The 25,340-nt window shown below is 60.7% G+C and carries 23 protein-coding genes, 4 tRNA genes and 1 pseudogene; 15 read left to right on the forward strand and 13 right to left on the reverse strand.

The features are described from left to right. Positions 1-2: 2 nt before the first annotated feature. Genes ACXR0M_RS21180 through thiO form a run of 4 tightly spaced genes read left to right on the forward strand, consistent with a single transcriptional unit; the run spans position 3 to position 5,131 of the window. Positions 3-482 carry a pilus assembly PilX family protein gene (locus ACXR0M_RS21180; RefSeq protein WP_458833705.1) on the forward strand — a complete coding sequence of 160 codons (480 nt, stop codon included), beginning with the start codon at positions 3-5 and terminating at the stop codon, positions 480-482. Beyond that, a complete protein-coding gene (locus tag ACXR0M_RS21185; protein WP_458833706.1) occupies positions 469-3,558 on the forward strand; it encodes a pilus assembly protein in 3,090 nt (1,029 codons plus the stop codon). The genes ACXR0M_RS21180 and ACXR0M_RS21185 overlap by 14 nt, the downstream gene beginning before the upstream one ends. A 15-nt stretch (positions 3,559-3,573) precedes the next feature. Further along, positions 3,574-3,975 carry a type IV pilin protein gene (locus ACXR0M_RS21190; protein ID WP_458833707.1) on the forward strand — a complete coding sequence of 134 codons (402 nt, stop codon included), beginning with the start codon at positions 3,574-3,576 and terminating at the stop codon, positions 3,973-3,975. Positions 3,976-4,030: 55 nt separating this feature from the next. Further along, positions 4,031-5,131, forward strand: a complete 1,101-nt coding sequence (gene thiO / locus ACXR0M_RS21195) for a glycine oxidase ThiO (RefSeq protein ID WP_458833708.1) — start codon at positions 4,031-4,033, stop codon at positions 5,129-5,131. Positions 5,132-5,260: 129 nt separating this feature from the next. Here thiO and ACXR0M_RS21200 read toward each other — a convergent pair whose 3' ends face one another. The 4 genes from ACXR0M_RS21200 to ACXR0M_RS21215 form a co-directional block, all read right to left on the reverse strand. Beyond that, entirely contained in the window at positions 5,261-6,607 is a 1,347-nt protein-coding gene (locus tag ACXR0M_RS21200; protein WP_458833709.1) for a sigma-54-dependent transcriptional regulator, read from the reverse strand. Next, positions 6,604-8,193, reverse strand: a complete 1,590-nt coding sequence (locus ACXR0M_RS21205) for a sensor histidine kinase (protein WP_458833754.1) — start codon at positions 8,191-8,193, stop codon at positions 6,604-6,606. Before ACXR0M_RS21205 ends, ACXR0M_RS21200 begins: the two co-directional genes overlap by 4 nt. Beyond that, the gene (locus tag ACXR0M_RS21210) at positions 8,183-8,416 is read right to left on the reverse strand and encodes a PP0621 family protein (RefSeq protein ID WP_458833710.1); all 234 of its coding nucleotides are present in this window, start codon (positions 8,414-8,416) and stop codon (positions 8,183-8,185) included. The genes ACXR0M_RS21205 and ACXR0M_RS21210 overlap by 11 nt, the downstream gene beginning before the upstream one ends. Positions 8,417-8,542: 126 nt before the next feature. Next, positions 8,543-9,559, reverse strand: coding sequence for an outer membrane protein assembly factor BamD (locus tag ACXR0M_RS21215; protein WP_458833711.1), 1,017 nt, complete (start codon positions 9,557-9,559; stop codon positions 8,543-8,545). Positions 9,560-9,709: 150 nt separating this feature from the next. Between ACXR0M_RS21215 and rluD the strand changes: the two genes are divergently transcribed. From rluD to ACXR0M_RS21260, 9 genes and pseudogenes are all read left to right on the forward strand, one after another. Beyond that, the gene (gene rluD, locus ACXR0M_RS21220; protein WP_007963852.1) at positions 9,710-10,672 is read left to right on the forward strand and encodes a 23S rRNA pseudouridine(1911/1915/1917) synthase RluD; all 963 of its coding nucleotides are present in this window, start codon (positions 9,710-9,712) and stop codon (positions 10,670-10,672) included. Beyond that, entirely contained in the window at positions 10,669-11,391 is a 723-nt protein-coding gene (gene pgeF / locus ACXR0M_RS21225) for a peptidoglycan editing factor PgeF (RefSeq protein ID WP_458833712.1), read from the forward strand. Before rluD ends, pgeF begins: the two co-directional genes overlap by 4 nt. 130 nt (positions 11,392-11,521) lie before the next feature. Continuing rightward, the gene (gene clpB, locus ACXR0M_RS21230; protein ID WP_458833713.1) at positions 11,522-14,086 is read left to right on the forward strand and encodes an ATP-dependent chaperone ClpB; all 2,565 of its coding nucleotides are present in this window, start codon (positions 11,522-11,524) and stop codon (positions 14,084-14,086) included. A gap of 297 nt (positions 14,087-14,383) precedes the next feature. Then, a tRNA-Asn gene (locus ACXR0M_RS21235) sits at positions 14,384-14,459 on the forward strand. Positions 14,460-14,468: 9 nt separating this feature from the next. Beyond that, positions 14,469-14,545, forward strand: a tRNA-Pro gene (locus ACXR0M_RS21240). 5 nt (positions 14,546-14,550) lie between these two features. Next, a tRNA-Lys gene (locus tag ACXR0M_RS21245) sits at positions 14,551-14,626 on the forward strand. Between the two features lie 97 nt (positions 14,627-14,723). After that, positions 14,724-14,800 (forward strand) — tRNA-Pro (locus ACXR0M_RS21250). Positions 14,801-14,960: 160 nt separating this feature from the next. Then, a pseudogene (locus ACXR0M_RS21255) lies at positions 14,961-15,731 on the forward strand (MCP four helix bundle domain-containing protein); the annotation flags it as partial. Beyond that, the gene (locus ACXR0M_RS21260; protein ID WP_458833755.1) at positions 15,723-16,586 is read left to right on the forward strand and encodes a methyl-accepting chemotaxis protein; all 864 of its coding nucleotides are present in this window, start codon (positions 15,723-15,725) and stop codon (positions 16,584-16,586) included. The pseudogene ACXR0M_RS21255 and the gene ACXR0M_RS21260, both read left to right, overlap by 9 nt. A gap of 163 nt (positions 16,587-16,749) precedes the next feature. On the opposite strand, the gene ACXR0M_RS21265 is transcribed toward ACXR0M_RS21260, so the two are convergent. The 4 genes from ACXR0M_RS21265 to ACXR0M_RS21280 all read right to left on the reverse strand — a co-directional run bounded on the left by ACXR0M_RS21265 (position 16,750) and on the right by ACXR0M_RS21280 (position 19,487). After that, complete coding sequence (locus tag ACXR0M_RS21265; RefSeq protein WP_458833714.1) at positions 16,750-18,048, reverse strand: NAD(P)/FAD-dependent oxidoreductase; 1,299 nt, start codon at positions 18,046-18,048, stop codon at positions 16,750-16,752. A 63-nt stretch (positions 18,049-18,111) separates the two neighbouring features. Next, complete coding sequence (locus ACXR0M_RS21270; RefSeq protein WP_458833715.1) at positions 18,112-18,285, reverse strand: DUF3094 family protein; 174 nt, start codon at positions 18,283-18,285, stop codon at positions 18,112-18,114. A 51-nt stretch (positions 18,286-18,336) separates the two neighbouring features. Continuing rightward, positions 18,337-18,864, reverse strand: a complete 528-nt coding sequence (locus tag ACXR0M_RS21275; RefSeq protein ID WP_458833716.1) for an MOSC domain-containing protein — start codon at positions 18,862-18,864, stop codon at positions 18,337-18,339. Beyond that, on the reverse strand, positions 18,861-19,487 hold the full coding sequence (locus tag ACXR0M_RS21280) for a DUF1780 domain-containing protein (protein ID WP_003228301.1): 627 nt from the start codon (positions 19,485-19,487) through the stop codon (positions 18,861-18,863). The genes ACXR0M_RS21275 and ACXR0M_RS21280 overlap by 4 nt, the downstream gene beginning before the upstream one ends. Before the next feature lie 170 nt (positions 19,488-19,657). Between ACXR0M_RS21280 and ACXR0M_RS21285 the strand changes: the two genes are divergently transcribed. Both ACXR0M_RS21285 and ACXR0M_RS21290 read left to right on the forward strand, forming a co-directional pair. Further along, the gene (locus ACXR0M_RS21285) at positions 19,658-20,347 is read left to right on the forward strand and encodes an energy-coupling factor ABC transporter permease (protein ID WP_458833717.1); all 690 of its coding nucleotides are present in this window, start codon (positions 19,658-19,660) and stop codon (positions 20,345-20,347) included. Between the two features lie 65 nt (positions 20,348-20,412). Then, a complete protein-coding gene (locus ACXR0M_RS21290; RefSeq protein ID WP_458833718.1) occupies positions 20,413-20,628 on the forward strand; it encodes a hypothetical protein in 216 nt (71 codons plus the stop codon). Between the two features lie 6 nt (positions 20,629-20,634). Here ACXR0M_RS21290 and yacG read toward each other — a convergent pair whose 3' ends face one another. From yacG to pilB, 5 genes are read right to left on the reverse strand one after another with little or no spacing between them, the layout of a single operon-like run. Next, complete coding sequence (gene yacG, locus ACXR0M_RS21295; protein WP_340134723.1) at positions 20,635-20,835, reverse strand: DNA gyrase inhibitor YacG; 201 nt, start codon at positions 20,833-20,835, stop codon at positions 20,635-20,637. Beyond that, complete coding sequence (coaE, locus tag ACXR0M_RS21300) at positions 20,832-21,455, reverse strand: dephospho-CoA kinase (protein ID WP_458833719.1); 624 nt, start codon at positions 21,453-21,455, stop codon at positions 20,832-20,834. The genes yacG and coaE overlap by 4 nt, the downstream gene beginning before the upstream one ends. Further along, positions 21,452-22,324, reverse strand: coding sequence for a prepilin peptidase (locus ACXR0M_RS21305; protein ID WP_458833720.1), 873 nt, complete (start codon positions 22,322-22,324; stop codon positions 21,452-21,454). Before ACXR0M_RS21305 ends, coaE begins: the two co-directional genes overlap by 4 nt. Before the next feature lies 1 nt (position 22,325). Continuing rightward, positions 22,326-23,543: a type II secretion system F family protein gene (locus tag ACXR0M_RS21310; RefSeq protein ID WP_458833721.1), complete on the reverse strand. Its 1,218-nt coding sequence runs from the start codon at positions 23,541-23,543 to the stop codon at positions 22,326-22,328. 2 nt (positions 23,544-23,545) lie between these two features. After that, positions 23,546-25,246, reverse strand: coding sequence for a type IV-A pilus assembly ATPase PilB (gene pilB, locus ACXR0M_RS21315; RefSeq protein WP_458833722.1), 1,701 nt, complete (start codon positions 25,244-25,246; stop codon positions 23,546-23,548). Between the last annotated feature and the right edge of the window lie 94 nt (positions 25,247-25,340).

The following is a 25,340-nucleotide window of genomic DNA, read 5'->3' on the forward strand; positions in this document are numbered from 1 at the left end:
CGATGAAAATTTCCTTGCATCAGCGGCACACCCAGCGCGGCATGGTGCTGCTGGTCAGTCTGGTGTTCCTGTTGCTGCTGACACTTGTGGGCCTGTCGTCGATGCAGAGCGCCAACCTGCAGGAAAAAATGGCCGGCAGTGTCAGCCTGCGCAATCAGTCGTTTCAGACCGCCGAAGCGGCGCTGCGTATCGGCGAGAGTGCGGTGCAGCTCGACAGTTATTCACTGGCGGTGTGTGCCAGCACCACGCAATGTGCGCCGCCGGCAGAGTCGTCGGTGGTCAGCGCGGCGGGGTTCAATTCGACCTCGGGGGTAACGTGGATCGCCGCCGGCAATGGCTTCTATGGTGTGCAAAACATCGGTACCACCCTGACGGCAGTGAACGTGCCGAGCAATACCTCGGCGACGCTGTATCGGGTCACCGCGGTCGGCATCGCCGGTACCTCGCGTAGCGTGGTGGAGAGTGTTTATGCGAAGTATTGAACGCTGCCGGACACTGTTGGCCGGCATGCTGCTGAGCCTGTATCTGGCGGCGCCGGCCTATGCGTTCACTCCGTCCGATTCGCCGCTGTTGAGCGCGGCGGCGGTGCCGCCCAACGTGATGCTGCTGATCGACGATTCCGGCAGTATGAACAGCATCATTTACGCGGCAGGCTTCGATCCGGACGTCGCACGCACACCGGCCCGGCAGTGCAATGCGTTTCTCGGGCTATGCTCGGCGTTGAATGCGCCGCAGATAATTGGCGATTCGATATTCCTCTCGAGTCTGCCGACCTCTGGCTGTTCCGGCGGCGCCTTCGCCTTCTACAACAACAGCGTCGCGCCGCTGTGCCTGAAACTGCCGGACCCGGTGGGCGGCGGCAACACCCGCTACACCGGGGATTACATCGCCTATCTGGTCGGGCTGGCGCTCAACAACGGCACACGCGATTTCACCACCGGGGCGATTCCCAATGACTACCGGATCAACGTGGCGCGCAACGTGTCCACCGCGCTGGTCACCAGCAACCGTAACTTGCGCATGGGGCTGTCGACGTTCAATCCGGCCACCAGCAACAACCCCGGCAATGGCGGTTATATCGCGCGAACCATCAGCGACCTGTCACCGGTTTCCGGCAGCGTGACCCAGGCGCAGGCCGACGCCAACTACAATGCGCTGATTTCATCGATCAACGGTTTGAGCGCCGTAGCCAACACGCCGCTGGCGGAAACCTATTACGAAATCACCCGCTACATGCGCGGCATTGCGCCGTACTACAACAGCACGCCGGCCACCTACACCAGCCCGATCCAGTACCGCTGCCAGAAGAACTACGGTGTGGTAATCACCGACGGCCTGCCGACCTACGACCGCACATTCCCGACCAACGACCCGTTGGGCGGCAGTCGTCTGCCGAACTGGGACGGCATCAACAATGACGGCGATAACCTCAATGGCGACAGCGAAGGCGACACGCTGTACCTGGACGACATCGCCAAATTCGCCTTCGACATCGACATGCGCTCGACGGGGACCGACGCCGCCGGCAAAAGCTGGAACGCGGTGGATTTTCCCAAGCAGAACATGAACACCTACACCGTGGGTTTCACTGCCGACAACGACATGCTTTCGGACGCCGCCGCGTACGGTCAGGGTCGCTATTACCAGGCCACCGACAGTACCGGCCTCAACGCTGCGCTGTCCTCAGCGTTGAGCGACATCACTTCCAAGGCCGGCTCCGGCGGCAGCGGTGTCACCAGCGGCACCACGCTGGCCAGTGGCACCAGTTATTTTCAGACCAGCTATGACCCCAAAGACTGGCGCGGGACGATCAAATCGTTCGGCTTCACCGCAGCCGGTGCAGTGAACACCTCGGCGGCCTTGTGGAGCACCGACACCACCATTGTTCCGGGTGCGACCGCACCGACCTATCAATCGTGGAACACCACCAGCAACGCCGCCGTCACCCTGGCTTACGGCAATTTTTCCGCCGCCCAACAGAGCACGCTTAGTCAGGGGCTGCCCAGCGGTATCAGCGGCAGCGACCTGGTGGAGTGGAGCAAGGGCACCAACAAGAGCGGGTTGAAGGTGCGCAGCGTATTGCTTGGTGACATCATCAACTCGCCGCTGGCACTGGCTTCTCCCAGCGACAAAACCGCCTCCGATCTCTCCGGCGACAGCACTTACACCTCGTACCTGACCACCAAGGCGGCGAACATGAATTCGAGCCTGGTGGTGAATGCCAACGATGGTTTCGTCAACGTGATCAACTCGGCCAACGGCACCCGGCGCTACGCCTACATGCCGTCCAGCGTGCTGCCGTCGCTGCGACTGATTGCCGACCCTGCGTACGTCAACGGCGTCAGCCACAAGTTTCTGGTGGACGGACAGGTCGGCGTGTACGACGCGCAAATCAATAGCGCCTGGAAAGCCCTGGCCATTGGCGGCACCGGTGCCGGCGGCAAAACCTTTTATGCATTGCAGCTGTTCGACGCGTCAGCTGGCAATGTGGTGAGTGCTTTGTGGGAAGTCAGCGCGCCCGCCACGGCCAATACCGCCAACGTTTTTAATGATCTGGGTTACGCCTATGCCCGGCCGGAAGTGGCACGCTTGGCCGATGGTCGCTGGGCGGCGTTCATCGCCAATGGTTATGGCAGCAACTCGGGTGTGGCGGCTTTGTATGTGCTGGATGTGCGCGACGGTTCGCTGATCAGGAAAATCGTGATCGACAGCAGCGAAACCACCAATGGCCTGTCGTCGGTGAAGCTCAAGGTCAACTCTTCGAACGTGGTGCAGGCCGCTTATGGCGGCGATCTGAAAGGGCGTCTGTGGAAGTTCGACCTCAGCGCGACCTCGACCGATAGCTGGGGCGTGGCGTTTTCCGGCAAGCCGTTGTTCACCACGGCGGGCGGAGCGACCCAGCCAATCACCGCGCAGCCATTGCTGGCGGACAACTCGCTGGGCGGCAAACAGATCTTTGTCGGCACCGGCAAATTCAACGAGACCGCCGACAAGACCAACAAGGATCTGCAGGCGTTTTATTCGGTGTGGGACGCCGACGGCGGTTCCGGACAGCTGACCGTCAGCAGCCTGCAGGCGCAGGCGGTGACCGGGGTGTTCTCCGGCAGCAGCGGGCAGTTCATCACCACCAGTCAGAACGACACGACTTATCCGGGGGAGAAGGGCTGGTACCTGCCACTGGTGTACAACAACGTGCTGACCGGCGAGCGGGTGATCAATCAGGCCAGCCTGGTGCTGGGGCGTATCGTGTTTACCACTGCCAGTGTCGACACCACCGACCCGTGTGCCAGTTTCGGTACAGGCAAACTGGTCGAACTCGATGCGTTCAGCGGTAAGATGCTCAACTACGCGGTGCTCGATACCAACGCCGATGGTGTGGTCGACAGCAACGACACGATTTCCAGTGGCGTGGTGTTCACCGGCGGCATTCCGACCCTGAACGCCATCGTCAACGGCGCAACGCGCAAGATCGTCAACGATTCCAGTGGTACCGTCACCACGCTGGTGGAAAAATCCGGCGGTGGCAGCCGTCGTATCATGTGGCGACAAATACAGTAAGCGAGAGTTTGAGGCATGCGCAGATTCAACCGGGGCTTCACCCTGATCGAAATCATGATCGTGATTGCGATCATCGGGATCATCATCACCATCGCCGCACCGAGCTACACCGAGTACCTGAAAAAGGGCCGGCGCGCCGAGGTGGTTTCGCTGCTCTCGGAACAGGCGCAGAGCCTCGAGCGCTTCTACACCAAAAACAACGTCTACACCGGCATTACCGGGTTGAGCACGGGCAATGATTTCTACACCATCACCCCGACCATAGCCGACCAGACCTTCCTGCTGACCGCCACCCGCAAGGCCGGCACCGCCATGGCCAGCGACAAGTGCGGTGACTTCACCCTGAGCAACACCGGCGTCAGAAGCATGAACAACGCGACCACCGGGCTGACCACCAAGGATTGCTGGGGCCGCTGAGGTACTTTCTTTCCGGCGCCTTTTGCGCCTCCTGTCTTTTACGGTTGGATCAAACATGACCAGGCAACAGCAAGTGGTGATTGTCGGTGGCGGGGTGATTGGCCTGCTGACCGCCTACAACCTCGCCTCCGAAGTGCGCAGTGTGGTGCTGCTGGATCGCTCGAATGTCGGCCAGGAATCGTCCTGGGCCGGTGGCGGCATCGTTTCGCCGCTGTACCCGTGGCGCTACAGCCCGGCGGTCACCGCGCTGGCGCACTGGTCGCAGGATTTTTATCCACAGCTGGGCGAGCGCCTGTTTGCCGATACCGGGGTTGATCCCGAGGTTCACACCACCGGCCTGTACTGGCTGGATCTGGATGATGAAGCCGAAGCATTGGCCTGGGCTGCGAGGGAGAACCGTCCGCTGCGCGCTGTGGATATCTCGGCGGCCCATGACGCGGTGCCGGTACTCGGCGGCGGATTTTCCCGGGCGATCTACATGGCCGATGTGGCCAACGTCAGAAACCCGCGACTGGTGAAATCGCTGAAAGCGGCCTTGCTGGCCTTGCCGAACGTGACGCTGCACGAGCAGTGTGAAGTCAGTGGGTTTGTTCGCGAAGGGGAGCGGGTTGTTGGCGTCGAGACGTCGCAGGGTGTGATCAAGGGTGATCAGGTGGTGCTGACGGCGGGGGCATGGAGCGGTGAGCTGCTCAAGACCCTGGATCTTGCGCTGCCGGTGGAGCCGGTCAAAGGCCAGATGATTCTTTACAAGTGTGCGGCGGATTTCCTGCCGAGCATGGTGCTGGCCAACGGGCGTTATGCGATTCCGCGGCGCGACGGGCACATCCTGATCGGCAGCACCCTGGAGCATGAAGGCTTCGACAAGACCCCGACCGATGTCGCGCTGGAAAGCCTCAAGGCTTCCGCGATCGAGCTGCTGCCGGCGCTGGCGCAGGCCGAAGTAGTAGGACATTGGGCGGGTTTGCGCCCGGGGTCGCCGGAAGGGATTCCGTATATCGGGCGGGTGCCGGGGTTTGAAGGGCTGTGGCTGAACTGCGGGCATTACCGCAACGGCCTGGTGCTGGCGCCGGCGTCGTGTCAGTTGTTTGCCGATGTGATGTTGGGGCGTGCGCCGATTATTGATCCGGCGCCGTATGCGCCTGAGGGGCGTATCTAGTCAGCTAATTTTGTTTCGCCTGACAGATTGCTTTCGCGGGCAAGCCCGCTCCCACAGGGTTTTGTGGTTTGCATGAATTTTGTGTACGCCACGGATACTGTGGGAGCGGGCTTGCTCGCGAAGCGGCCCTCAATCCAGACCGAGCTTCTTCAGCCGGTAGCGCATCGAGCGAAACGACAGACTCAACCGCTGCGCCGCCGCCGTGCGATTCCAGCGGGTTTCCTCCAGCGCCTGCAAAATCAGTTTGCGTTCGACGTTCTCCAGATAATCCTCAAGGTTGTCGATCTGCGTCAGGTCGGCAATGCCGCCCTCGACCGCACAGCTTCCTTCGCTCAAGCGCAGATCCTCGGCCTCGATCACCTGGTTTTCGCACAGCGTGTGCGCGCGTTCAAGGACGTTCTCCAGTTCCCGCACATTGCCTGGAAAGCGGTAGCCCTTGAGTGCTTCCAGCGCCTGCGGATGCAGTCGCGCAGCCACTTGGCCACTGCCGCTGGCCAGACGCTGGAGCACATGCGCGGCCAGCGCTTCGATGTCGTCGCGGCGTTCGCGCAGCGATGGCACCCGCAGTTCGATCACGTTCAAGCGGTAATACAGGTCCTGACGAAAGCGTCCGGCGGCGACTTCCGCTTCGAGGTCTTTGTGCGTGGCGCACAGGATGCGCACATCGACCACGGTTTCCTGCTGGCCGCCGACACTGCGCACGGCTTTCTCCTGAATCGCCCGCAGCAGTTTGACTTGCATCGACAGCGGCAGGTCGGCCACTTCATCGAGAAACAGGGTGCCGCCGTGCGCCGCCTGAAACAGCCCCGGTTTGTCGTCAATCGCACCGGTAAAGCTGCCTTTGCGATGGCCGAAAAACTCGCTTTCCACCAATTCCGAGGGAATCGCCCCGCAGTTGACCGGCACGAATGGCTGATGGACGCGCGGCCCCTGTTCGTGGATCAGCCGCGCGACCAGCTCTTTGCCACTGCCGGATTCGCCGCTGATATAGACCGGTGCCTGACTGCGCGCAAGCTTGTCGATTTGTTTGCGCAGCGTGCGCATCGGTGGTGAGTCACCCAGCAGGCGTCGGTCGATCGAGGCGACGCTGGCGCCGGCGGCAGGCATGCGCAGCGCGCTGTTGACCAGTTCGCGCAGGCGGGTGAGGTCAACCGGTTTGGTGAGGAAGTCGAACGCCCCGGCCTTCAGCGCGTTGATCGCGGTTTCCAGGCTGCCGTACGCGGTGATCATGGCCACCGGCAGTTGTGGATAACGTTGCTGGATGTGATGCACCAGCTCCAGCCCGGTGCCGTCCGGCAGGCGCATGTCGGTCAGGCACAGGTCGAACGCATTGCGTTGCAACAGTGCCTGGGCTTCGCCGAGATTGCGCGCGCTGAAAGTGTCGAGTTTCATCCGCCCGAGGGTGATTTCCAGGAGTTCGCGGATATCCGGTTCGTCGTCGACGATGAGGATTTTTTGCCGTGGGCTCGTGTTCAACTTTGTTTCCGTCCGTGAGCAAAGGTGATGCGAAAGCAGCCGCCGCCTTGGCGTGGTTTGAAGTCTAGGCGCGCCTGGTTGCTTTCGCACAGCTCACGGGACAGATAAAGCCCAAGGCCGGTGCCCTGGCTGCTGGTGGTGAAGAACGGTTCGAACAGATGCGCTTGCTGATCCAGCGGCACGCCGGGGCCGTTGTCATGGACTTCGAGCACCGCCAGCTGGCTGTCGGGATCGACGAACAGCGCCAGCCAGACTTCGGCCGGGTCATGCAGCAGCGCGCTGTGACGCCAGCCGTTGCGTACCAGGTTATCGAGAATTTGCGCGAGCTGGTCGGGGTCCATCAGGGTGATGAAGTCCCCGGAATTGATGCGCAAATGAATCGATTGGCGCTCAGCGGCCTGTTCGCGGCAGTCGGCAACGAACTGCTCCAGCCACGGCTTGAGGTCCAGTCGTTGCGGCGCACTCTGCTGGCGACGCGACAGTTGCAGGACGTTTTCGATGACTCGGTTCATGCGCTGGGAGTGGTCTTGAATGATCTGCGTCAGACGCCGATCGGCGCCAGCGAGTTCCTCGGACTCGGCCAATAGCTGCGCGGCGTGGCTGATGGCGCCCAGCGGATTGCGGATTTCGTGGGATATGCCGGCGGTCAGTCGGCCCAGCGCGGCCAGTTTGAGTTGCTGGGCTTGCTGCGCGACTTGCGCCAGGTCTTCGAGAAACACCAGGGTTTGCTGGTTGGGACTTTGTTTGAGGGCGATGAAGTTCGGTTGCAGCTCCAGGCCATTACCGGGAATCTTCAGGCTTTGCGGGCGTAGGGTCGGATTGTTCAGCCACAACTGCAGGCGATCGACCAGCGGCCAGGAATATTCGTCAATCAGGTGCCCCTCAAGCTGCGCCTCGGCCAACAGGCTTTTCGCGCTGTGATTGGCCAGTTGCACCCGACGCTGCTCGTCGAGCACCAGGATGCCGGTGCGCATGCGTTGCAGAATCAGCGCGTTGAGCGCTTCGAGGCTGACGACTTCGCTGGCGCGTTGTTCGGCGAGGTGCTCACTGACCTCCAGGCGCCGGACCAGACCCTGCACCAGTAACGAGGCGGCAAAGCACAAGGCGCCGAGGGTGCCGGCCTGCAGATAATCATTGGCGCTCAGCGGGTGGCTGAAATTCAGCAGGAAGCTCGAACCGACAATGCCCAGTGCGCCAATGGCAGCAATCAGCAGGCCGATGCGTCGGCGCAGCAGGGTGTTGCTGATCGCCACCGAGACAATCAGCAGGTTGCCGATGGCGCTGGCGACTCCACCCGCCGCGTAGAACACTGCGCACAGCAACAGGACGTCCAGCAAAGCGAGGCTGAACAGCTGCGCCGGGCGCCGGGTGTTTTCCAGAAACACCACCAGCAGTATGTTCAGCACCAGATACAGCCAGCTGCCGCTGCGCAGCAGATCGTCATCGGCCGAGGTCAGCAGGCGGTTGTCCATGTTGCTGGAAATCAGCAGCACCAGCGTGATGCCGACGCTTAAACGGTAAAGATGATAAAGACGCAGCAGGCGCTGCGCCTGTTTGCTGTCGGCGTTGTCGGCCTCAGCGATCACTGGAACCCGGGCCTTGCTCAAGGTGAGCCTGGCTGCAATACCACTGTTGCTGAAGGTTCAGCGCCCGATCGCGCGGCAGGTGCACGCCGCAATGGGCGCAACGCACCATCGGTGCGGCGTTTTGTTCGCGGGGAGCCTGGGCAGACGAGGCGGGTGCCTTGAATTTGCGCCACAGCCATACCGCAGCAAAAATCAGGGCAATCCAGAACAGTAAACGGAGCATGATGGGCGGCTTTTCGAATGATGATCCGGCAGTTTAGCCAAGCAGCCGACGGGCGCACAGCCCATTAACGAGCGGCAATGAAAAAGGGAGATCCGAAGATCTCCCTTTTTCGTGTTGCTGCGCTACTCAGTCGAACAGACCAAAGGTCAGGTAGCTGAAGATCGAGCGGTCGGAATTGCTGGATTCAGGCTCCGGCTGTTCGATCACGTCGCCATTCTCGTCTTTCGGCTTGAGCTCGTTCGGGATCGCGTCTTTGGCGTCCTGGAACTGCTTCTGCACGTCCTGGTTGGCGCGGGTTTCGCCCGGCGGCAGCGGTGGACGCGATTCGATCAGGCCCAGGGTGGCCTTGCTCAGGAACGAACGGTTGTCGGACTCGGCAACCGACGGCACGAACTGACCGTCCTGCAGGCTCGGATGGTTCGGGTAGTTGAGCTTCAGGGTTTCCAGGCTGGTGGCGGCCAGGTCGTCCAGGTGCAGACGCTGGTAAGCCTCGGTCATCACTGCCAGGCCGTCGCCGACCGATGGGGTTTCCTGGAAGTTTTCCACCACGTAACGGCCACGGTTGGCGGCCGCTACGTAGGCCTGACGGGTCAGGTAGTAGTCGGCCACGTGGATTTCGTAGGCAGCCAGCAGGTTGCGCAGGTAGATCATGCGCTGCTTGGCGTCCGGCGCGTAGCGGCTGTTCGGGTAGCGGCTGGTCAGCTGGGCGAACTCGTTGTACGAATCGCGCGCAGCGCCAGGGTCACGCTTGGTCATGTCCAGCGGCAGGAAGCGCGCCAGCAGGCCGACGTCCTGGTCGAACGAGGTCAGGCCCTTGAGGTAGTAGGCGTAGTCCACGTTCGGGTGCTGTGGATGCAAACGGATAAAACGCTCGGCGGCGGACTTGGCAGCTTCCGGCTCGGAGTTTTTATAGTTGGCATAAATCAGTTCAAGCTGTGCCTGATCCGCGTAGCGACCGAACGGATAGCGCGATTCCAGAGCCTTCAGCTTGGCCGTGGCGCTGGTGTAGCTGTTGTTGTCCAGGTCGGTCTGAGCCTGCTGGTACAGCTCGGCTTCGCTCAGGTTTTCGTCGACGACTTCCTTCGATGAGCAAGCAGCGGTCAATGCGAGGATGGCGATCAGCAGCAGGTGTTTCACTTGCATGGCGGCTTGCGTCCCTATGACGGCCGCTGTCTTGGGCGGGGCCGTCCTGTTATGATGAGCGCCCCGTTGAAAAGCCTCGGGGCAAAAGACGCCGTATTTAACCACAAGCGCGCAGCCGAAACCAAAGGCTGTGCCGACGCCAGTCAGAGCATGTCCGATAAAATTGAACTTCGCGCAGAGGTGCCGTCCGATTTGGGCGGCCAACGCCTCGATCAAGTCGCCGCCCAACTCTTCGCTGAGCACTCACGCTCGCGCCTTTCCGCCTGGATCAAAGAAGGTCGCCTGACTGTGGACGGGGCGGTCATCCGTCCGCGCGACATCGTGCATGGCGGGGCCATCCTTGAGCTGACTGCCGAGCAGGAAGCCCAGGGCGAATGGATCGCCCAGGACATCGAGCTCGACATCGTCTATGAAGACGACGACATCCTGGTGATCAACAAGCCTGCGGGCCTGGTGGTGCACCCGGCTGCCGGCCATGCCGATGGCACCTTGCTCAACGCCTTGCTGCACCATGTGCCGGACATCATCAATGTCCCGCGCGCCGGTATCGTGCATCGTCTGGACAAGGACACCACCGGTCTGATGGTGGTGGCCAAGACTATTCAGGCGCAGACCAAGCTGGTTGCCCAGTTGCAAAGCCGCAGCGTCAGCCGGATCTACGAGTGCATCGTGATCGGCGTGGTCACCGCCGGTGGCAAGATCAACGCCCCGATCGGCCGCCACGGCCAGCAACGCCAGCGCATGGCCGTGATGGAAGGCGGCAAGCCGGCCGTCAGTCACTACCGCGTGCTGGAGCGTTTCCGTTCGCACACCCACGTGCGGGTAAAACTGGAAACCGGTCGTACGCACCAGATCCGCGTGCACATGTCGCACATCAACTTCCCGTTGGTCGGCGATCCGGCGTACGGCGGGCGTTTCCGCATTCCGCCGGCGGCGAACCCGACCATGGTCGAGTCGCTCAAGCACTTCCCGCGTCAGGCCCTGCATGCGCGTTTCCTCGAGCTGGATCATCCGACCACCGGTGAACGCATGAGCTGGGAATCGCCGCTGCCGGAGGATTTCGTCTGGCTGCTGACCCTGCTCAAGCAGGATCGCGAGGCATTCGTCGGATGAACTGGCTGACGCCGGACTGGCCTGCGCCGGCCAGCGTCAAGGCCTGTGTCACCACCCGCGAGGGTGGCGTCAGCGAGGCGCCGTTCGACAGCCTCAATCTGGGCGATCACGTCGAGGATCGCCCCGAGGCGGTTGCCGAGAACCGTCGGCGCCTTACCGATCACTTCTCTATAAAGCCTGCCTGGTTGCAGCAAGTGCACGGGATTGCCGTGGCCCATGCTGATCCTGCCGTCGTCGCGACGGCGGACGCCAGCTGGACGGCAACGCCGGGCATTGCCTGCGCGGCGATGACGGCAGACTGTTTGCCGGCATTGTTCTGTGATCGCGCCGGGACTCGCGTTGCAGCGGCTCATGCCGGCTGGCGTGGGTTGGCTGCGGGTGTGCTGGAAGCAACACTCGACACACTGGATGTCCCGGCACAGGACGTGCTGGTCTGGCTCGGCCCGGCCATCGGCCCGACAGCCTTTGAAGTCGGACCGGAAGTGCGGGAAGTTTTCGTCAATCAACTCCCTGAAGCGGCGTCTGCGTTTGTGCCGAGCCACAATGCCGGCAAGTTCATGGCCGACATCTATAAGCTGGCGCGTCTGCGTTTGGCCGAACGCGGTGTTACCGCCGTGTATGGCGGCGGTTTTTGCACCGTGACCGATTCACGCTTCTTCTCCTATCGCCGTGCCTCGCGCACCGGTCGCTTTGCCTCCCTTGTTTGGCTCACCCGCTAGACTTGTCTGACTTGTATCAACTCTCCGACGCTTGAATCTCCCAGAATCGACCACATCTACAGTGGTATCTGGCAGGTTTCTTTATTCAGGATGGTTTTCAGGTCCGGCCTGCTCAAAAGGAAGGTGACCCATGCGTATAGACCGTTTAACCAGCAAATTACAGTTGGCGTTGTCCGACGCCCAATCCCTGGCCGTCGGCCACGATCATCCGGCCATCGAGCCGGCGCACTTGATGCAAGCCATGCTTGAGCAACAGGGTGGTTCGATCAAACCCCTGTTGATGCAAGTGGGCTTTGACGTCAACAGCCTGCGCAAAGAGCTGACCAAAGAGCTCGACCAATTACCGAAAATCCAGAACCCGACCGGCGACGTCAACATGTCGCAGGACCTGGCGCGTCTGCTCAATCAGGCGGATCGTCTGGCTCAGCAAAAGGGTGACCAGTTCATTTCCAGCGAACTGGTGCTGCTCGCCGCGATGGACGAGAACAGCAAACTCGGCAAATTGCTGCTCGGCCAAGGCGTGAGCAAGAAGGCCCTGGAAAACGCGATCAACAACCTACGCGGTGGCGAGGCGGTGAATGACGCCAACCACGAAGAGTCGCGTCAGGCTTTGGACAAGTACACCGTCGACCTGACCAAGCGCGCTGAAGACGGCAAGCTCGACCCGGTGATCGGTCGTGACGACGAAATTCGCCGCACCATTCAGGTCCTGCAGCGCCGCACCAAGAACAACCCGGTACTGATCGGTGAGCCTGGCGTGGGTAAAACCGCGATTGCCGAAGGTCTGGCGCAGCGCATCATCAACGGCGAAGTGCCGGACGGGCTCAAGGGCAAACGTCTGCTGTCGCTGGACATGGGCGCGCTGATTGCCGGTGCCAAGTATCGCGGTGAGTTCGAAGAACGCTTGAAAGCGCTGCTCAACGAGCTGTCGAAGCAGGAAGGACAGATCATTCTGTTCATCGACGAACTGCACACCATGGTCGGCGCCGGTAAGGGTGAAGGTTCGATGGACGCCGGCAACATGCTCAAGCCGGCACTGGCGCGCGGCGAGTTGCATTGCGTTGGCGCGACCACGCTCAACGAGTACCGCCAATATATTGAGAAGGACGCGGCCCTCGAGCGGCGCTTCCAGAAAGTCCTGGTGGACGAGCCGAGCGAAGAAGACACCATCGCCATCTTGCGTGGCCTCAAGGAGCGTTACGAGGTTCACCATAAAGTGGCGATTACCGACGGCGCGATCATCGCTGCGGCCAAGCTCAGTCATCGCTACATCACTGACCGGCAGTTGCCGGACAAGGCCATCGACCTGATCGACGAGGCCGCCAGCCGCATCCGCATGGAAATCGACTCCAAACCGGAAGTGCTGGATCGTTTGGAGCGCCGCCTGATTCAGTTGAAAGTGGAATCCCAGGCACTGAAAAAAGAAAGCGACGATGCGGCGAAAAAACGTCTGGAGAAACTCCAGGAAGAAATCGAGCGTCACGAGCGTGAATACTCGGATCTGGAAGAAATCTGGAACTCGGAAAAAGCCGAGGTACAGGGTTCTGCGCAGATTCAGTTGAAGATCGAGCAGTCGCGGCAGGAACTGGAAGCCGCACGCCGCAAAGGCGACCTCAATCGCATGGCCGAATTGCAGTACGGGGTGATCCCGGATCTGGAACGCAGCCTGCAAATGGTCGACCAGCACGGCGAGAGCGAAAACCAGTTGCTGCGCAGCAAGGTCACCGAAGAGGAAATCGCCGAAGTCGTATCGAAGTGGACCGGTATTCCGGTGTCGAAAATGCTCGAAGGCGAGCGCGACAAGCTGATGAAGATGGAAAGCCTGTTGCACAAACGGGTGATCGGTCAGGAAGAGGCGGTGGTCGCTGTGGCCAACGCGGTACGGCGTTCGCGCGCCGGTTTGTCCGACCCGAATCGTCCAAGCGGTTCGTTCATGTTCCTCGGCCCGACTGGTGTGGGTAAAACCGAGCTGTGCAAGGCGCTGGCCGAATTCCTCTTCGATACCGAAGAGGCGATGGTGCGGATCGACATGTCCGAGTTTATGGAGAAACATTCCGTGGCACGCCTGATCGGTGCACCACCGGGCTACGTCGGTTACGAGGAGGGCGGTTACCTGACCGAAGCGGTGCGCCGCAAGCCTTACTCGGTGATCCTGCTGGATGAGGTGGAGAAAGCGCATCCGGACGTGTTCAACATCCTGCTGCAGGTGTTGGAAGATGGGCGTCTGACCGACAGTCACGGGCGTACCGTGGATTTCCGTAATACCGTGATCGTCATGACGTCGAACCTCGGTTCGTCGCAGATCCAGGAACTGGTGGGTGACCGTGAGGCGCAGCGTGCAGCGGTCATGGACGCGCTGACCAGTCACTTCCGTCCCGAGTTCATCAACCGGGTCGACGAAGTGGTGATCTTCGAGCCATTGGCGCGGGATCAGATCGCCGGCATTACCGAGATCCAGCTGGGTCGTCTGCGCAGTCGTCTGGCCGAGCGCGAGCTGAAGCTGGAACTCAGCCCGGAGGCGATGGACAAGTTGATCGCCGTTGGTTACGACCCGGTGTATGGCGCACGTCCTTTGAAGCGGGCGATTCAGCGCTGGATCGAAAACCCGTTGGCACAGTTGATCCTCTCGGGTCACTTCATGCCAGGCGACACGGCGACCGGCAAGGTGGAGAACGACGAAATCGTTTTCAACTGAGTCCAGGCGCCAATGAAAACTGGAAGGCCCTACATCGTAGGGCCTTTTTTTTCGTTAGGCTGTTGAACTCAAAGGAAAAGGCTTGTAAAGTGCGCCCCGCAGTCAGTCACCGGCAGCGTTTCAACCCACCGGGTTGAAAACTGAAATAAGTTGCAAATCATTAACTTGAAAGCAATTTAGGGGGTTGACAGAGGTGTTCTAGGTTGTAGAATAGCGCGCCTCAGACACACGAACGCAGCGATGCGAAAGGGTGTCGAGAAGCTGCAAGTTTCACCGTTGTAAATTGAAATATGTAGTTCCGTGATAGCTCAGTCGGTAGAGCAAATGACTGTTAATCATTGGGTCCCAGGTTCGAGTCCTGGTCACGGAGCCAATTTCAAACCGGGGTATAGCGCAGTCCGGTAGCGCGCCTGCTTTGGGAGCAGGATGTCAGGAGTTCGAATCCCCTTACCCCGACCATTTTTGGGTCGTTAGCTCAGTTGGTAGAGCAGTTGGCTTTTAACCAATTGGTCGTAGGTTCGAATCCCACACGACCCACCATTTTTGAAACCAGGTAACACTGGGATCGAATCTTAAGATCAGAGGCCAAAAGCGCTGATCGAAGAAGGCGATCTTTTAAAGGTCGCCTTTTTTTTACCGGGGTATAGCGCAGTCCGGTAGCGCGCCTGCTTTGGGAGCAGGATGTCAGGAGTTCGAATCCCCTTACCCCGACCATATTGAAAATCCTCGTATCGAAAGATACGGGGATTTTTTTTGTCCTCGCGAAAGACAATTCCTTCAAGTCGTCGTACAACATGCCGATAGCCCGCTAACAAAGAGGGGGCTGCCGCTGTTCGCCCTCAATCCGGCCAATATAAGAATAAGGGCGTTCGTCATGGTGCTTCGTCAGTTGAATATTGCTCCACGAGCCGCACTGGGCTTTGCCCTGATCGCGGTATTGGTGGCGTTGCTTGGCGTATTTGCCTTGGGGCAGATGTCGAGCATCCGTGACAGTGAGGTGGCTGTAGAGAACCAGTGGCTGCCGAGCATTCGCGGTGGCGACGAGATTCGCGAGCTGATGCTGCGGATTCGCACGATCTCCCTGCGCATGGCCCTCGACCCGGATCCGAAGAACGTCGCGACCTATCGCAGCCAGATGGACACTCGCGATAAAGAGCTGAGCGAGAAAATCGCCACCTACGACAAACTGGTCATCACCGCCGAAGGGCAGCAGATCTATGACCAGTTCAAGAAAACCTTCGCTGCTTACCGAAGCGGTATCGCCCAATCCTTCGTGCTTGCCGAGCAAGGCAAGCGCGACGAGCTGACCAAACTGTTGCTGGTGGATATGAAAACCGTGGTCGACGGCTCCGGCAAGCAGCTTACCGATCTGGCGGACCTGTTCACCAAACTGGTGGCTGCCGAAAGCCAGAACTCTGCCGAGCATTACGCCACCTCGCGCACCATCGTCAGTCTGTTTATCGCGCTGGCGGCGCTGGCCACGGTGGCGCTGGCGATGTTGCTCACCCGCAGCATCGTCCGCCCGCTGAGTACCGCCGTCAGCGCTGCTGAAAGCGTCGCCAGCGGCGATCTGACCCGGCCCATCGAAACCCAGGGCAACGATGAAGTCAGCCGGCTGCTCAAGGCGCTGGCGGCGATGCAGCAGAACCTGCGGGAAACCCTGCAAGGCATCAGCGGCTCGGCCACGCAATTGGCGACTGCGGCCGATCAGCTCAACGCGGTGACACTCGACAGTACTCAAGGCCTGCAGCAGCAGAATAATGAAATCGAACAGGCCGCCACGGCGGTCAACGAGATGACCACGGCGGTTGAGGAAGTCGCGCGCAATGCCGTGTCGACCTCCGACGCCACCCGGCAATCCAGCGAGTCGGCGCAACTGGGGCAGGCACGGGTCAGTGACACCGCCTCGGCCATCAATGCGCTGGCCAGCGACGTGCAGCACACCGGTGAACTGGTGCAGTCACTGGCGAACCAGTCGCAGGACATTGGCAAGGTGCTCGACGTGATCCGCGCGATTGCCGAGCAGACCAACCTGCTGGCGCTCAATGCCGCCATTGAAGCGGCGCGCGCAGGGGAGAGCGGACGAGGTTTTGCGGTGGTCGCCGATGAAGTGCGGGCACTGGCCTATCGCACCCAGCAATCGACTCAGGAGATCGAGCAGATGGTGCAGGGCATGCGCAGTGGTTCAAGTCTGGCGCTGGAGTCGATGCAGGCGAGCGCTGCGCGGGCCACGACCACCCTGGCACTGGCCGAACGTGCCGGGGAGGCGCTGGAAACCATCACCGCTTCGGTGCATGAGATTCATGAGCGCAATCTGGTGATCGCCAGCGCCGCCGAAGAACAGGCGCAAGTGGCGCGGGAGGTGGATCGCAATCTGGTGAACATTCGCGACCTGTCGGTGCGTTCGGCAGCGGGGGCCGATCAGACCAGCGCCTCGAGCCACGAACTGTCGCAACTGGCCAACGCGCTGCAAGGCATGGTGCGACGCTTCCAGCTCTGAAACAGCAACCTGTTGTAGGAGTGAGCCTGCTCGCGATGGCGGTCCGTCCTTCACCTAATTAATGACTGAACCATCGCTATCGCGAGCAGGCTCACTCCTACATTGATTGCGTTCATCTGCACAAAACAATGTGGGAGCAAATCTGCTCCCACAGGTTTTGGTTTCAGTGCAGCTTCAGGCGTGGCTCGGTGCCGCGCCCGATCTTGCTGCCCAGCATCAGCATCGCCGTGCGAAACGGCCCGTACAGCGCCATCTGGTGCATGCGGTACAGCGACACATAGAACATCCGCGCCAGCCAGCCTTCCAGCATCACGCTGCCGGTCAGGTTGCCCATCAAGTTACCCACAGCCGAGAAACGCGACAGCGAAATCAGCGAGCCGTAATCGGTGTATTTGTATTCCGGCAGGGTCTTGCCTTCGATGCGCAGTTTCAGCGACTTGGCCAGCAGCGACGCCTGTTGATGCGCGGCCTGCGCGCGCGGCGGCACGTTACGATCCGAACCCGGTTGCGGGCATGCGGCGCAGTCGCCGAAGGCGAAGATGTTTTCGTCGCGGGTGGTTTGCAGCGTCGGTAGCACTTGCAGCTGGTTGATGCGGTTGGTTTCCAGGCCGTCGATGTCCTTGAGGAAGCCCGGCGCACGAATACCCGCCGCCCAGACCTTCAGGCTGGCCTTGATCACATTGCCATCGGCGGTGATCAGGCTGTCGGCCGTGACTTCGCTGACCGCCGCGTTGGTCATCACATTGACCCCGAGTTTTTCCAGAGTCTTGTGCACCGGGCCGCTGATGCGCTCGGGCAGGGCCGGCAGCACCCGTGGCCCGGCTTCGATCAGGGTGATGTGCATGTTTTCCGGTTTGATCCGGTCCAGGCCATACGCCGCCAGTTCATGCGCGGCATTGTGCAGTTCTGCCGCCAGTTCGACGCCGGTGGCGCCGGCACCGACGATGGCCACGCTGATCTGCTCGATCGCGTCAGTCTGCCCTGCATGGGCGCGCAGGTAGTGGTTGAGGAGTTGCTGATGGAAGCGCTCGGCCTGTTTACGGGTGTCGAGGAACAGGCAGTGCTGCGCTGCGCCCTGGGTGCCAAAGTCATTGGTGGTGCTGCCGACGCTGATCACCAGCGTGTCGTACGCCACCTCGCGGGCCGGGAGCAGTTCGACGCCGTTCTCGTCGTAGGTGGCCGCCAACTGGATTTTCTTCTGTGCGCGATCGAGCCCGCTCATGCGCCCCAGCTGGAACTCGAAGTGGTTCCATTTGGCCTGGGCAACATAGTTGAGTTCGTCTTCGGAAGAGTTCAGCGATCCGGCGGCCACTTCGTGCAGCAGCGGTTTCCAGATGTGCGTCAGGTTCGCGTCGACCAGCATCACACTGGCCGTGCCGCGCTTGCCCAGAGTCTTACCCAGACGGGTAGCCAGCTCCAGACCGCCGGCGCCGCCGCCGACAATAACAATACGATGGGACATAGGGATAACTCGCAAGGTTTTTAAAGGAAATCGGTGTGGTTACCCGAGCGAGCGCAAGGCAGCTCATAGCGTCAGGTAACTGATAAGTCGGCTCAGCAGGCCCAGACCAACGGTCACTGCAACCACCAGCACCAGGAGCATCCACGGCCGGAAAGGCCGGCGCTCGACTCGGTGTTGGGACAACTGCAGGTACTCTTCGACATGCTTCTGGTCTTCGGGTTTCAGGCGGCTGGTCATAAAGGCCTCGTCAGGTAGACGTTGCTGAAGGTGGAGACGCTACAGCGGTTTTTATCCCGGGTTGAATGCAGCATAGCCAGTGGCCGGAACCGGCTCGACCGAAACCCCGTCGTCGAGGCGGATGATCCCGCTTTGTAACACCCGCGCGGTGATTCCGCCATGCCCGCGCACCGCTTGAAAGGTGCCGAGGCCGAGGTTGTTCTGCAGGCGCGCACAGGGCTGACACCAGCCGGTGGTTTCGAATATCGCCTGACCAATGCGAAAGCGCCGCCCTTTGAGACTGAACAGGTTGATGCCGCTGATCACCAGATTGCGCCGCAGATCTTCGGGTCGTACCGGTTGATCGGCAGGCCGCCCCATCAATACACTGATGACCGCCAGATGTTCGAACTGAATCAGCGTGACCTGCCGCGCATTCCGCACGCCGGGGCGGGCATGATCGCCGGTCAGCCCGGCCTCAAGCCGTGCCTCGACCGCATCGAGTTCGAGCATCGGCCCACGGGACTCCGGGCGCACGCCGATCCAGCGCACCCGACCGGTTTGCGGGACGTCGGCGATCAACTGCTGCAGCGGCGTCACAAGCTGATCCCGACGTCGAAGACGATGCTGCGGCCCAGATTGCTGCGCAGAAAATCTGGCGCATCGGGGTGGGCGAACAGCACCCGGGCGAACGTCGGGCCGACCAGCGACAGCGAACGCCAACCCTGGCGCAGATATTCTGTGGGTGGCGGAAAGTGGCTGTTGAGGTCCAGTACTTCGCGCTTGAGGCTGGCGAAGGCGATGATGTCCAGTTCGCCCAGATCCATGCCGCGTTCCTTGTAGTTGTGCGCCTTCTTGCGCAGGGTCGGCGCCAGGCGCAGCAGGAATTCGTTGGCCGGAATCCGCCGTGGTTTGGCTTCACGGCGCACCAATTGGCTGAGAGAAAATGCGCTGCGCCGCCGCTGCAATTCATCGCGCCATTCGTCGTTGAGCCGGCGCCCTTCGTCGAGGACGAAGAACACTTCAAAATTGGCATCGCGAAACAACACGTCCGGCGGCTCACCGGCGGGGGCGAACTCGTCGGCGCGGTAGGGGATGTTCAAGCCTTGCAGCAGGCGCTGGCAGACCCAACGCTCACGCTCCCATTTGCGGGCATTGGACAGGAACGCGTTGGCTTGCTCGGCCGCAATGGTCAGCAGGCGTAAGTAATCTGAGTCATCCATAAGCCCAAGCTTAGCGTTCAAATGCGACAAGCTGAAAGCATTGAATCGGCGCAAGCTGCAATGCTCTTGTAGGAGCTGCCGAAGGCTGCGATCTTTTGATCTTGAAGATCGCAGCCTGCGGCAGCTCCTACAGGGGATGTGGGAGTTTTCTCGGAAAAGGTAAGGGACTGATGATCGGTGCAGAACTGCTGTCCTCGATGAGCCTGACACTCGGCTGGCTGATTTATCTGCCGGTGCTGGTTTGGGCGATCTGCCGTGCGTCGTGGGTCGAACTGTTCACTGACAGTCGCCGTCAGCATCTGCTGTTCGGCACCGTGTTCGCCCTGTTTCTGTTGTGGATGGTGCGCCGGGATTTCGATACCGGGGTCTCTTACCACTTTATCGGCATGACCGCCGTGACGCTGTTGCTCGATTGGCCGCTGGCGATTGTCGGCGGACTGTTGGCGCAGCTCGGTCTGGTGCTGCTCGGGCGGCAGGACCTGGCGGCGGTCGGGGTCAACGGTACGCTGCTGATCCTGTTGCCGGTGTTGATCACCGAGGGCGTGGCCATTGTTGTCGAGCGCGCCCAGCCGCGTAATCCGTTTGTGTATATCTTCTGTTCCGGATTCTTCGCCGCGGCGTTGTCGGCGTTGTTGTGTCTGCTGATGAGCCTTGCCCTGCTCTGGTACGACGGCCTCTTCGCCATGCCCGAATGGCTGGAGGACTTCATCGGCTACCTGTGGCTGCTGATCTTCCCCGAAGCGTTCATCAACGGCATGGTGATCAGCGCGCTGGTGGTGTTCAGCCCGGAGTGGCTGGAGACGTTCAACCGCACTCGCTACCTTTCGGCGCCGTGGAAGGACGACGATCCCAAGTCTTGATCCATATCAAATCCGTCCCGCACGGGGCATTTCATGCTCGGCCAAATCCCTTCAGGAGCAGCGACATGAGTGTGTACGAGTGGGCGAGGCAGGAAACGCGGCAGAGTCTGGAGATGGCGCAGGAGGTCGGCTTCGATCCGGGCCTGAGCCTGCGCGCCTTGCTCAGCGCGGTGGTGCAACAGAGCAAGACGGTGCGTAATGCCGAAGACCTGGCCGACGAGTTGCGCTTTCTGGCGGAAAACCTCGACGACAATCAGGACTACGGCTTCATGCGGCCCTGATAACGATCAGTGACGCGGGTCGAAATCGCCGGAGAACAGTTCGTCTTCGGCATCCGGCGCGACCGGAATCTTGTGCTCTTCCGACGCCCAGGCGCCGAGGTCGATCAGCTTGCAGCGATCGGAGCAGAACGGACGGAATTTATTCTCGGGCGTGAATTCGACGGGGGCGCCGCAAGTCGGGCAATCTACGGTTGGGGTCTGGCTCATGACTGGCCTCCGGATAAAGTCAGGTAAAAGTGGTGCAGGCGCTCGACTTCGCTGTGCAGACAGGCGAGGTCGCGGTCGTTGACGATTACATCGTCGGCGCGGCTCACGCGGTCTTCGCGGCTCGACTGAGCCTTGAGGATCGCCTGAACCTGCTGTTCGCTGATCTGGTCACGCTGCAAGGTGCGTTCGATCTGCAGTGGTTGCGGGACGTCGATCACCAGAATGCGCTGGGTCATGGTGTATTGCCCGGATTCGATCAGCAGCGGCGACACCAGAATCGCATAAGGCGATGTTGCCTGCGCCAGATGCTCGGCGATTTCTTCGGCGATCAGCGGATGCAACAGGGCTTCGAGCCAGCGGCGTTGCTCCGGCACTTCAAAGATCAGTTGGCGCAGGGCGGCGCGGTTCAGCGTACCGTCGGCCTGCAATACCTGCGGGCCGAAGTGTTCGGCAATCTTTGCCAGCGCCGGACGGCCAGGCTCGACCACCCAGCGCGCGGCGTGATCGGCGTCGACCACATGGATCCCGAGGTCGATGAAGTGCTGGGCTGCGGCGCTTTTGCCGCTGCCGATGCCGCCGGTCAGGCCGAGAATCCAGGGTTTTTCCACAGGGGTATTCATTTCAAACCGACAAACTGCCAATAGAAGTCGGTTATTTGACCACCCCAGAGCAAGGCAATCCAGCCGGCAATTGCCAGATACGGGCCAAAGGGGATCGGCGTCGAGGTTTTCTGCTCTCGCAGGCGCAGCAGAATGACTCCGAGCACTGCGCCGACCAGCGATGACAACAGGATCGTCAGCGGCAAAATCTGCCAGCCACCCCAGGCGCCGAGCAGCGCCAATAATTTGAAATCGCCATGGCCGATGCCGTCCTTGCCGGTCAGCAACTTGAACAGCCAGAACACCGACCACAACGCCATGTAACCGGCCACCGCGCCCCATAACGCCGCGTGCAGCGGGACGAACACTCCGAAGCTGTTGACGATCAACCCCAGCCATAACAACGGCAGCACCAGCACATCGGGCAGCAGTTGATGTTCGGTGTCGATAAGACTCATCGCCAGCAGTCCCCAGGTGAGGACGATCAACAGCGCAGCCGGCCAGCCAAACCCCAGATGCCAGGCGACGAATGCCGAGAGCAGGCCGCAGGCCAGTTCAGTCAGGGGATAGCGTTTGCTGATCGGCGCGGCACACGCAGAACAGCGCCCGCGCAGGAACAGATAGCTGAGCAGCGGAATGTTTTCCCACGCGCGAATCCGGTGGCCGCAGTGCGGACACTCGGAGTGCGGCAGCATCAGGTTGTAGGTCGGCAGTGGGGTGTCGCTCGGCAGGCCGAGAACATCCTGCGCCTGCTGGCGCCAATCGCGTTCGAGCATTTTCGGCAGACGCCAGACCAGCACGTTGAGAAAACTGCCGACCACCAGCCCCAGCAGCAGTGCGGTGCCCACAAAAGCCAGCGGATACAGCCTGAAAAGTTCGTCGATAGGCATGTCAGATCGCTGAGCCGAGTTGGAAGATCGGCAGGTACATGGCCACGACCAGGCCGCCGACGATGACCCCCAGCACCACCATGATGAACGGCTCCATCAGGCTGGTGAGGTTGTCGACCATGTTATCCACTTCGCCCTCATAAAAACCGGCGACCTTGTCGAGCATGTCATCCAGCGCACCGGACTCCTCGCCGATGGCCGTCATCTGCACCGCCATGTTGGGGAACACCCCGGTGCTGCGCATGGAAAAATTCAGCTGCATGCCGGTGGAAACGTCCTGACGAATGCGCAATACCGCACGCTTGAACACCACGTTACCGGTGGCCCCCGCCACTGAATCGAGGGCTTCGACCAGCGGCACGCCCGCGGCGAAAGTGGTCGACAGGGTACGAGCGAATCGCGCCACCGCCGACTTGTACATCAGGGTGCCCACCAGCGGCAGTTTCAGCAGCCAGGCGTCTTTGCGATCACGCAATGCCTGGGATGTCTTGAGTGCGTGACGGGTACCAAAAAACACCGCGATCAGTGCGCCGAGCACCGCCCACCACCATTGCTGAAGGAATTCGGAGAGGCTGATCACCATCAGCGTGAACGCCGGCAGCTCCGCGCCGAAGCCGGAAAACACCGCCTGAAACTGTGGCACCACCTTCACCAGCAAAATCCCGGTGACGACCATTGCCACCATTACCACCGCCGTCGGATAGGTCATGGCTTTCTTGATCTTGGCCTTGAGCGCTTCGCTTTTTTCCTTGTACGTCGCGACGCGCTCCAGCAACGTGTCGAGGGCGCCGGATTGCTCGCCGGCATCCACCAGATTGCAATACAACTCGTCGAAATACTGCGGCTTCTTGCGCAGGGCGGTGGCGAAACTGTTACCGGCGGCCACTTCCTGCTTCACCTCGTCAATCAGTTTGCGCATCGCCGGGTTGTCGAAGCCTTCGCCAATGATGTCGAACGACTGCAGCAGCGGTACGCCGGCTTTCATCATGGTCGCCATCTGCCGCGTGAACAGGGCGATATCCTGCGCCTTGATGCGTTTGCCGAAACTCAACAGCGAGGCGGATTTCTTGCGCACCTTGCCGGGATTGATTCCTTGCTTGCGCAGTTGGGCCTTGATCAGCGCGGGGTTCTGCCCGCTCAGTTCGCCAGTAACCTTGCTGCCTTTGCGGTCCGTGCCTTCCCAGGCGTAGATGCTGATTTTCGCTGCCTTGACCGCCATGTTCAGTCCTTGGTGACCCGGTTGATTTCTTCCAGGCTGGTGATGCCTTGCATAGCCTTGTGCAGGCCCGAGGTGCGCAGATCGTCGAAACCGTCGCGACGCATCTGGCTGTCGATTTCCAGCGAGTTGCCTTCGGCCATGATCAGCCGTTGCAGCTCGGCAGTGTTTTTCACCACTTCATAAATCCCCACGCGCCCCTTGTAGCCGCCGTTGCAGTGATCGCAACCGACCGGCTCATAGATCGTGAAACTGCCGATCTGTTCCGGGGGGAAACCTTCCTTGATCAAGGTTTCGCGAGGAATCTCGATTGCTCTCTTGCAGTGGCTGCATAGCTTGCGCGCCAGGCGCTGGGCGATGATCAGGCTGACGGACGTGGCGATGTTGAAACCGGGGATGCCCATGTTGTGCAGACGGGTCAGGGTTTCCGCGGCGCTGTTGGTGTGCAGCGTGGACAATACGAGGTGGCCGGTCTGCGCCGCCTTGATCGCGATCTCGGCAGTTTCCAGGTCGCGTATCTCGCCGACCATGATCACGTCCGGGTCCTGACGCAGAAACGAGCGCAGCGCCTGGGCAAAATCCAGCCCCTGGCGCGGATTGACGTTGACCTGATTGATGCCTTCCATGTTGATTTCCACCGGGTCTTCGGCGGTGGAAATGTTGATGTCGACGGTGTTGAGAATATTCAGCCCGGTGTACAGCGATACGGTTTTCCCCGAGCCGGTCGGGCCGGTCACCAGAATCATCCCTTGCGGTTGCTTGAGCGCGGCCATGTACAGCTCTTTCTGCGCCGGTTCGTAGCCCAGTGCATCAATGCCGATCTGCGCGCTGGACGGATCGAGGATCCGGATCACCACTTTTTCGCCCCACAGGGTCGGCAGGGTGTTGACCCGGAAGTCGATGGACTTGCTTTTCGACAGGCGCATCTTGATCCGCCCGTCCTGGGGTTTACGCCGTTCCGAGATGTCGAGGCTGGCCATGACCTTCAGTCGTGCAGCGATCCGTCCGGCCAACTGGATCGGCGGTTTGGCGACCTCACGCAGGATGCCGTCGGTGCGCACCCGCACCCGAAAGTTTTTTTCGTAGGGTTCGAAGTGCAGGTCGGATGAGCCACTCTTGATCGCATCCAGCAGCATCTTGTGGACGAAACGCACCACCGGCGCGTCATCGGCATCGAGTCCGCCGATGGCGTCCTGGCGGCTGTCGTCGACAGACTCGACATCCACACCGTCGAGGTCGACGTCGGCCATGTCTTCCAGACCGCTGGTGTGGGTGTCGAAGAACTTCTCGATGGCATCAGTGAGCTTGTCGTCTTCGACCAGGATGGCTTCGGTGTTCAAGCCGGTACTGAACTGAATGTCGTTGATTGCTTGATGATTGCTCGGGTCGGAAACCCCGACGAACAGCTTGTTGCCACGCCGCCACAAGGGCAGGGCGTGATGCTGGCGCACCAGTTTTTCGCTGACCAGGCCCTTGGGCTGGGTTTCCTTGTCGAGGCAGTTGAGGTCCATGAAGGCCATGCCGAAATGCTCGGAAGCGATCTCGGCGACCTGTGAACTCTTCACCAGTTTGTTCTGCACCAGGTAGGTCACCAGCGACAGTCGATTGCGCTGCGCCTGTTGCCAGGCCTGCTGGGCAGCTTTTTCCGTGAGCAGTTCGGCCTGGACCAGTTGCTTGGCCAGACCGCTCAGAGCGATGTCATTCATGGGGATTCCGCACGCTTGCTGTTCATGACTTATAGCCTAGTCAAGTGACAGCGCCAAACACGTCAGGTGCAGGTGACAAAAAGTGTCAGATAGT

It is taken from the genome of Pseudomonas sp. Eth.TT006 (assembly GCF_054456575.1).

Coding starts and splice junctions, on each gene's coding strand:
- ACXR0M_RS21180 (WP_458833705.1), top strand. CDS start 3: ATGAAAATTTCCTTGCATCAGCGGCACACCCAGCGCGGCATGGTGCTG.
- ACXR0M_RS21185 (WP_458833706.1), top strand. CDS start 469: ATGCGAAGTATTGAACGCTGCCGGACACTGTTGGCCGGCATGCTGCTG.
- ACXR0M_RS21190 (WP_458833707.1), top strand. CDS start 3,574: ATGCGCAGATTCAACCGGGGCTTCACCCTGATCGAAATCATGATCGTG.
- thiO (WP_458833708.1), top strand. CDS start 4,031: ATGACCAGGCAACAGCAAGTGGTGATTGTCGGTGGCGGGGTGATTGGC.
- ACXR0M_RS21210 (WP_458833710.1), bottom strand. CDS start 8,416: ATGCTCCGTTTACTGTTCTGGATTGCCCTGATTTTTGCTGCGGTATGG.
- ACXR0M_RS21215 (WP_458833711.1), bottom strand. CDS start 9,559: ATGCAAGTGAAACACCTGCTGCTGATCGCCATCCTCGCATTGACCGCT.
- rluD (WP_007963852.1), top strand. CDS start 9,710: ATGTCCGATAAAATTGAACTTCGCGCAGAGGTGCCGTCCGATTTGGGC.
- pgeF (WP_458833712.1), top strand. CDS start 10,669: ATGAACTGGCTGACGCCGGACTGGCCTGCGCCGGCCAGCGTCAAGGCC.
- clpB (WP_458833713.1), top strand. CDS start 11,522: ATGCGTATAGACCGTTTAACCAGCAAATTACAGTTGGCGTTGTCCGAC.
- ACXR0M_RS21260 (WP_458833755.1), top strand. CDS start 15,723: ATGCAGCAGAACCTGCGGGAAACCCTGCAAGGCATCAGCGGCTCGGCC.
- ACXR0M_RS21265 (WP_458833714.1), bottom strand. CDS start 18,048: ATGTCCCATCGTATTGTTATTGTCGGCGGCGGCGCCGGCGGTCTGGAG.
- ACXR0M_RS21270 (WP_458833715.1), bottom strand. CDS start 18,285: ATGACCAGCCGCCTGAAACCCGAAGACCAGAAGCATGTCGAAGAGTAC.
- ACXR0M_RS21280 (WP_003228301.1), bottom strand. CDS start 19,487: ATGGATGACTCAGATTACTTACGCCTGCTGACCATTGCGGCCGAGCAA.
- ACXR0M_RS21285 (WP_458833717.1), top strand. CDS start 19,658: ATGATCGGTGCAGAACTGCTGTCCTCGATGAGCCTGACACTCGGCTGG.
- ACXR0M_RS21290 (WP_458833718.1), top strand. CDS start 20,413: ATGAGTGTGTACGAGTGGGCGAGGCAGGAAACGCGGCAGAGTCTGGAG.
- yacG (WP_340134723.1), bottom strand. CDS start 20,835: ATGAGCCAGACCCCAACCGTAGATTGCCCGACTTGCGGCGCCCCCGTC.
- coaE (WP_458833719.1), bottom strand. CDS start 21,455: ATGAATACCCCTGTGGAAAAACCCTGGATTCTCGGCCTGACCGGCGGC.
- ACXR0M_RS21305 (WP_458833720.1), bottom strand. CDS start 22,324: ATGCCTATCGACGAACTTTTCAGGCTGTATCCGCTGGCTTTTGTGGGC.
- ACXR0M_RS21310 (WP_458833721.1), bottom strand. CDS start 23,543: ATGGCGGTCAAGGCAGCGAAAATCAGCATCTACGCCTGGGAAGGCACG.
- pilB (WP_458833722.1), bottom strand. CDS start 25,246: ATGAATGACATCGCTCTGAGCGGTCTGGCCAAGCAACTGGTCCAGGCC.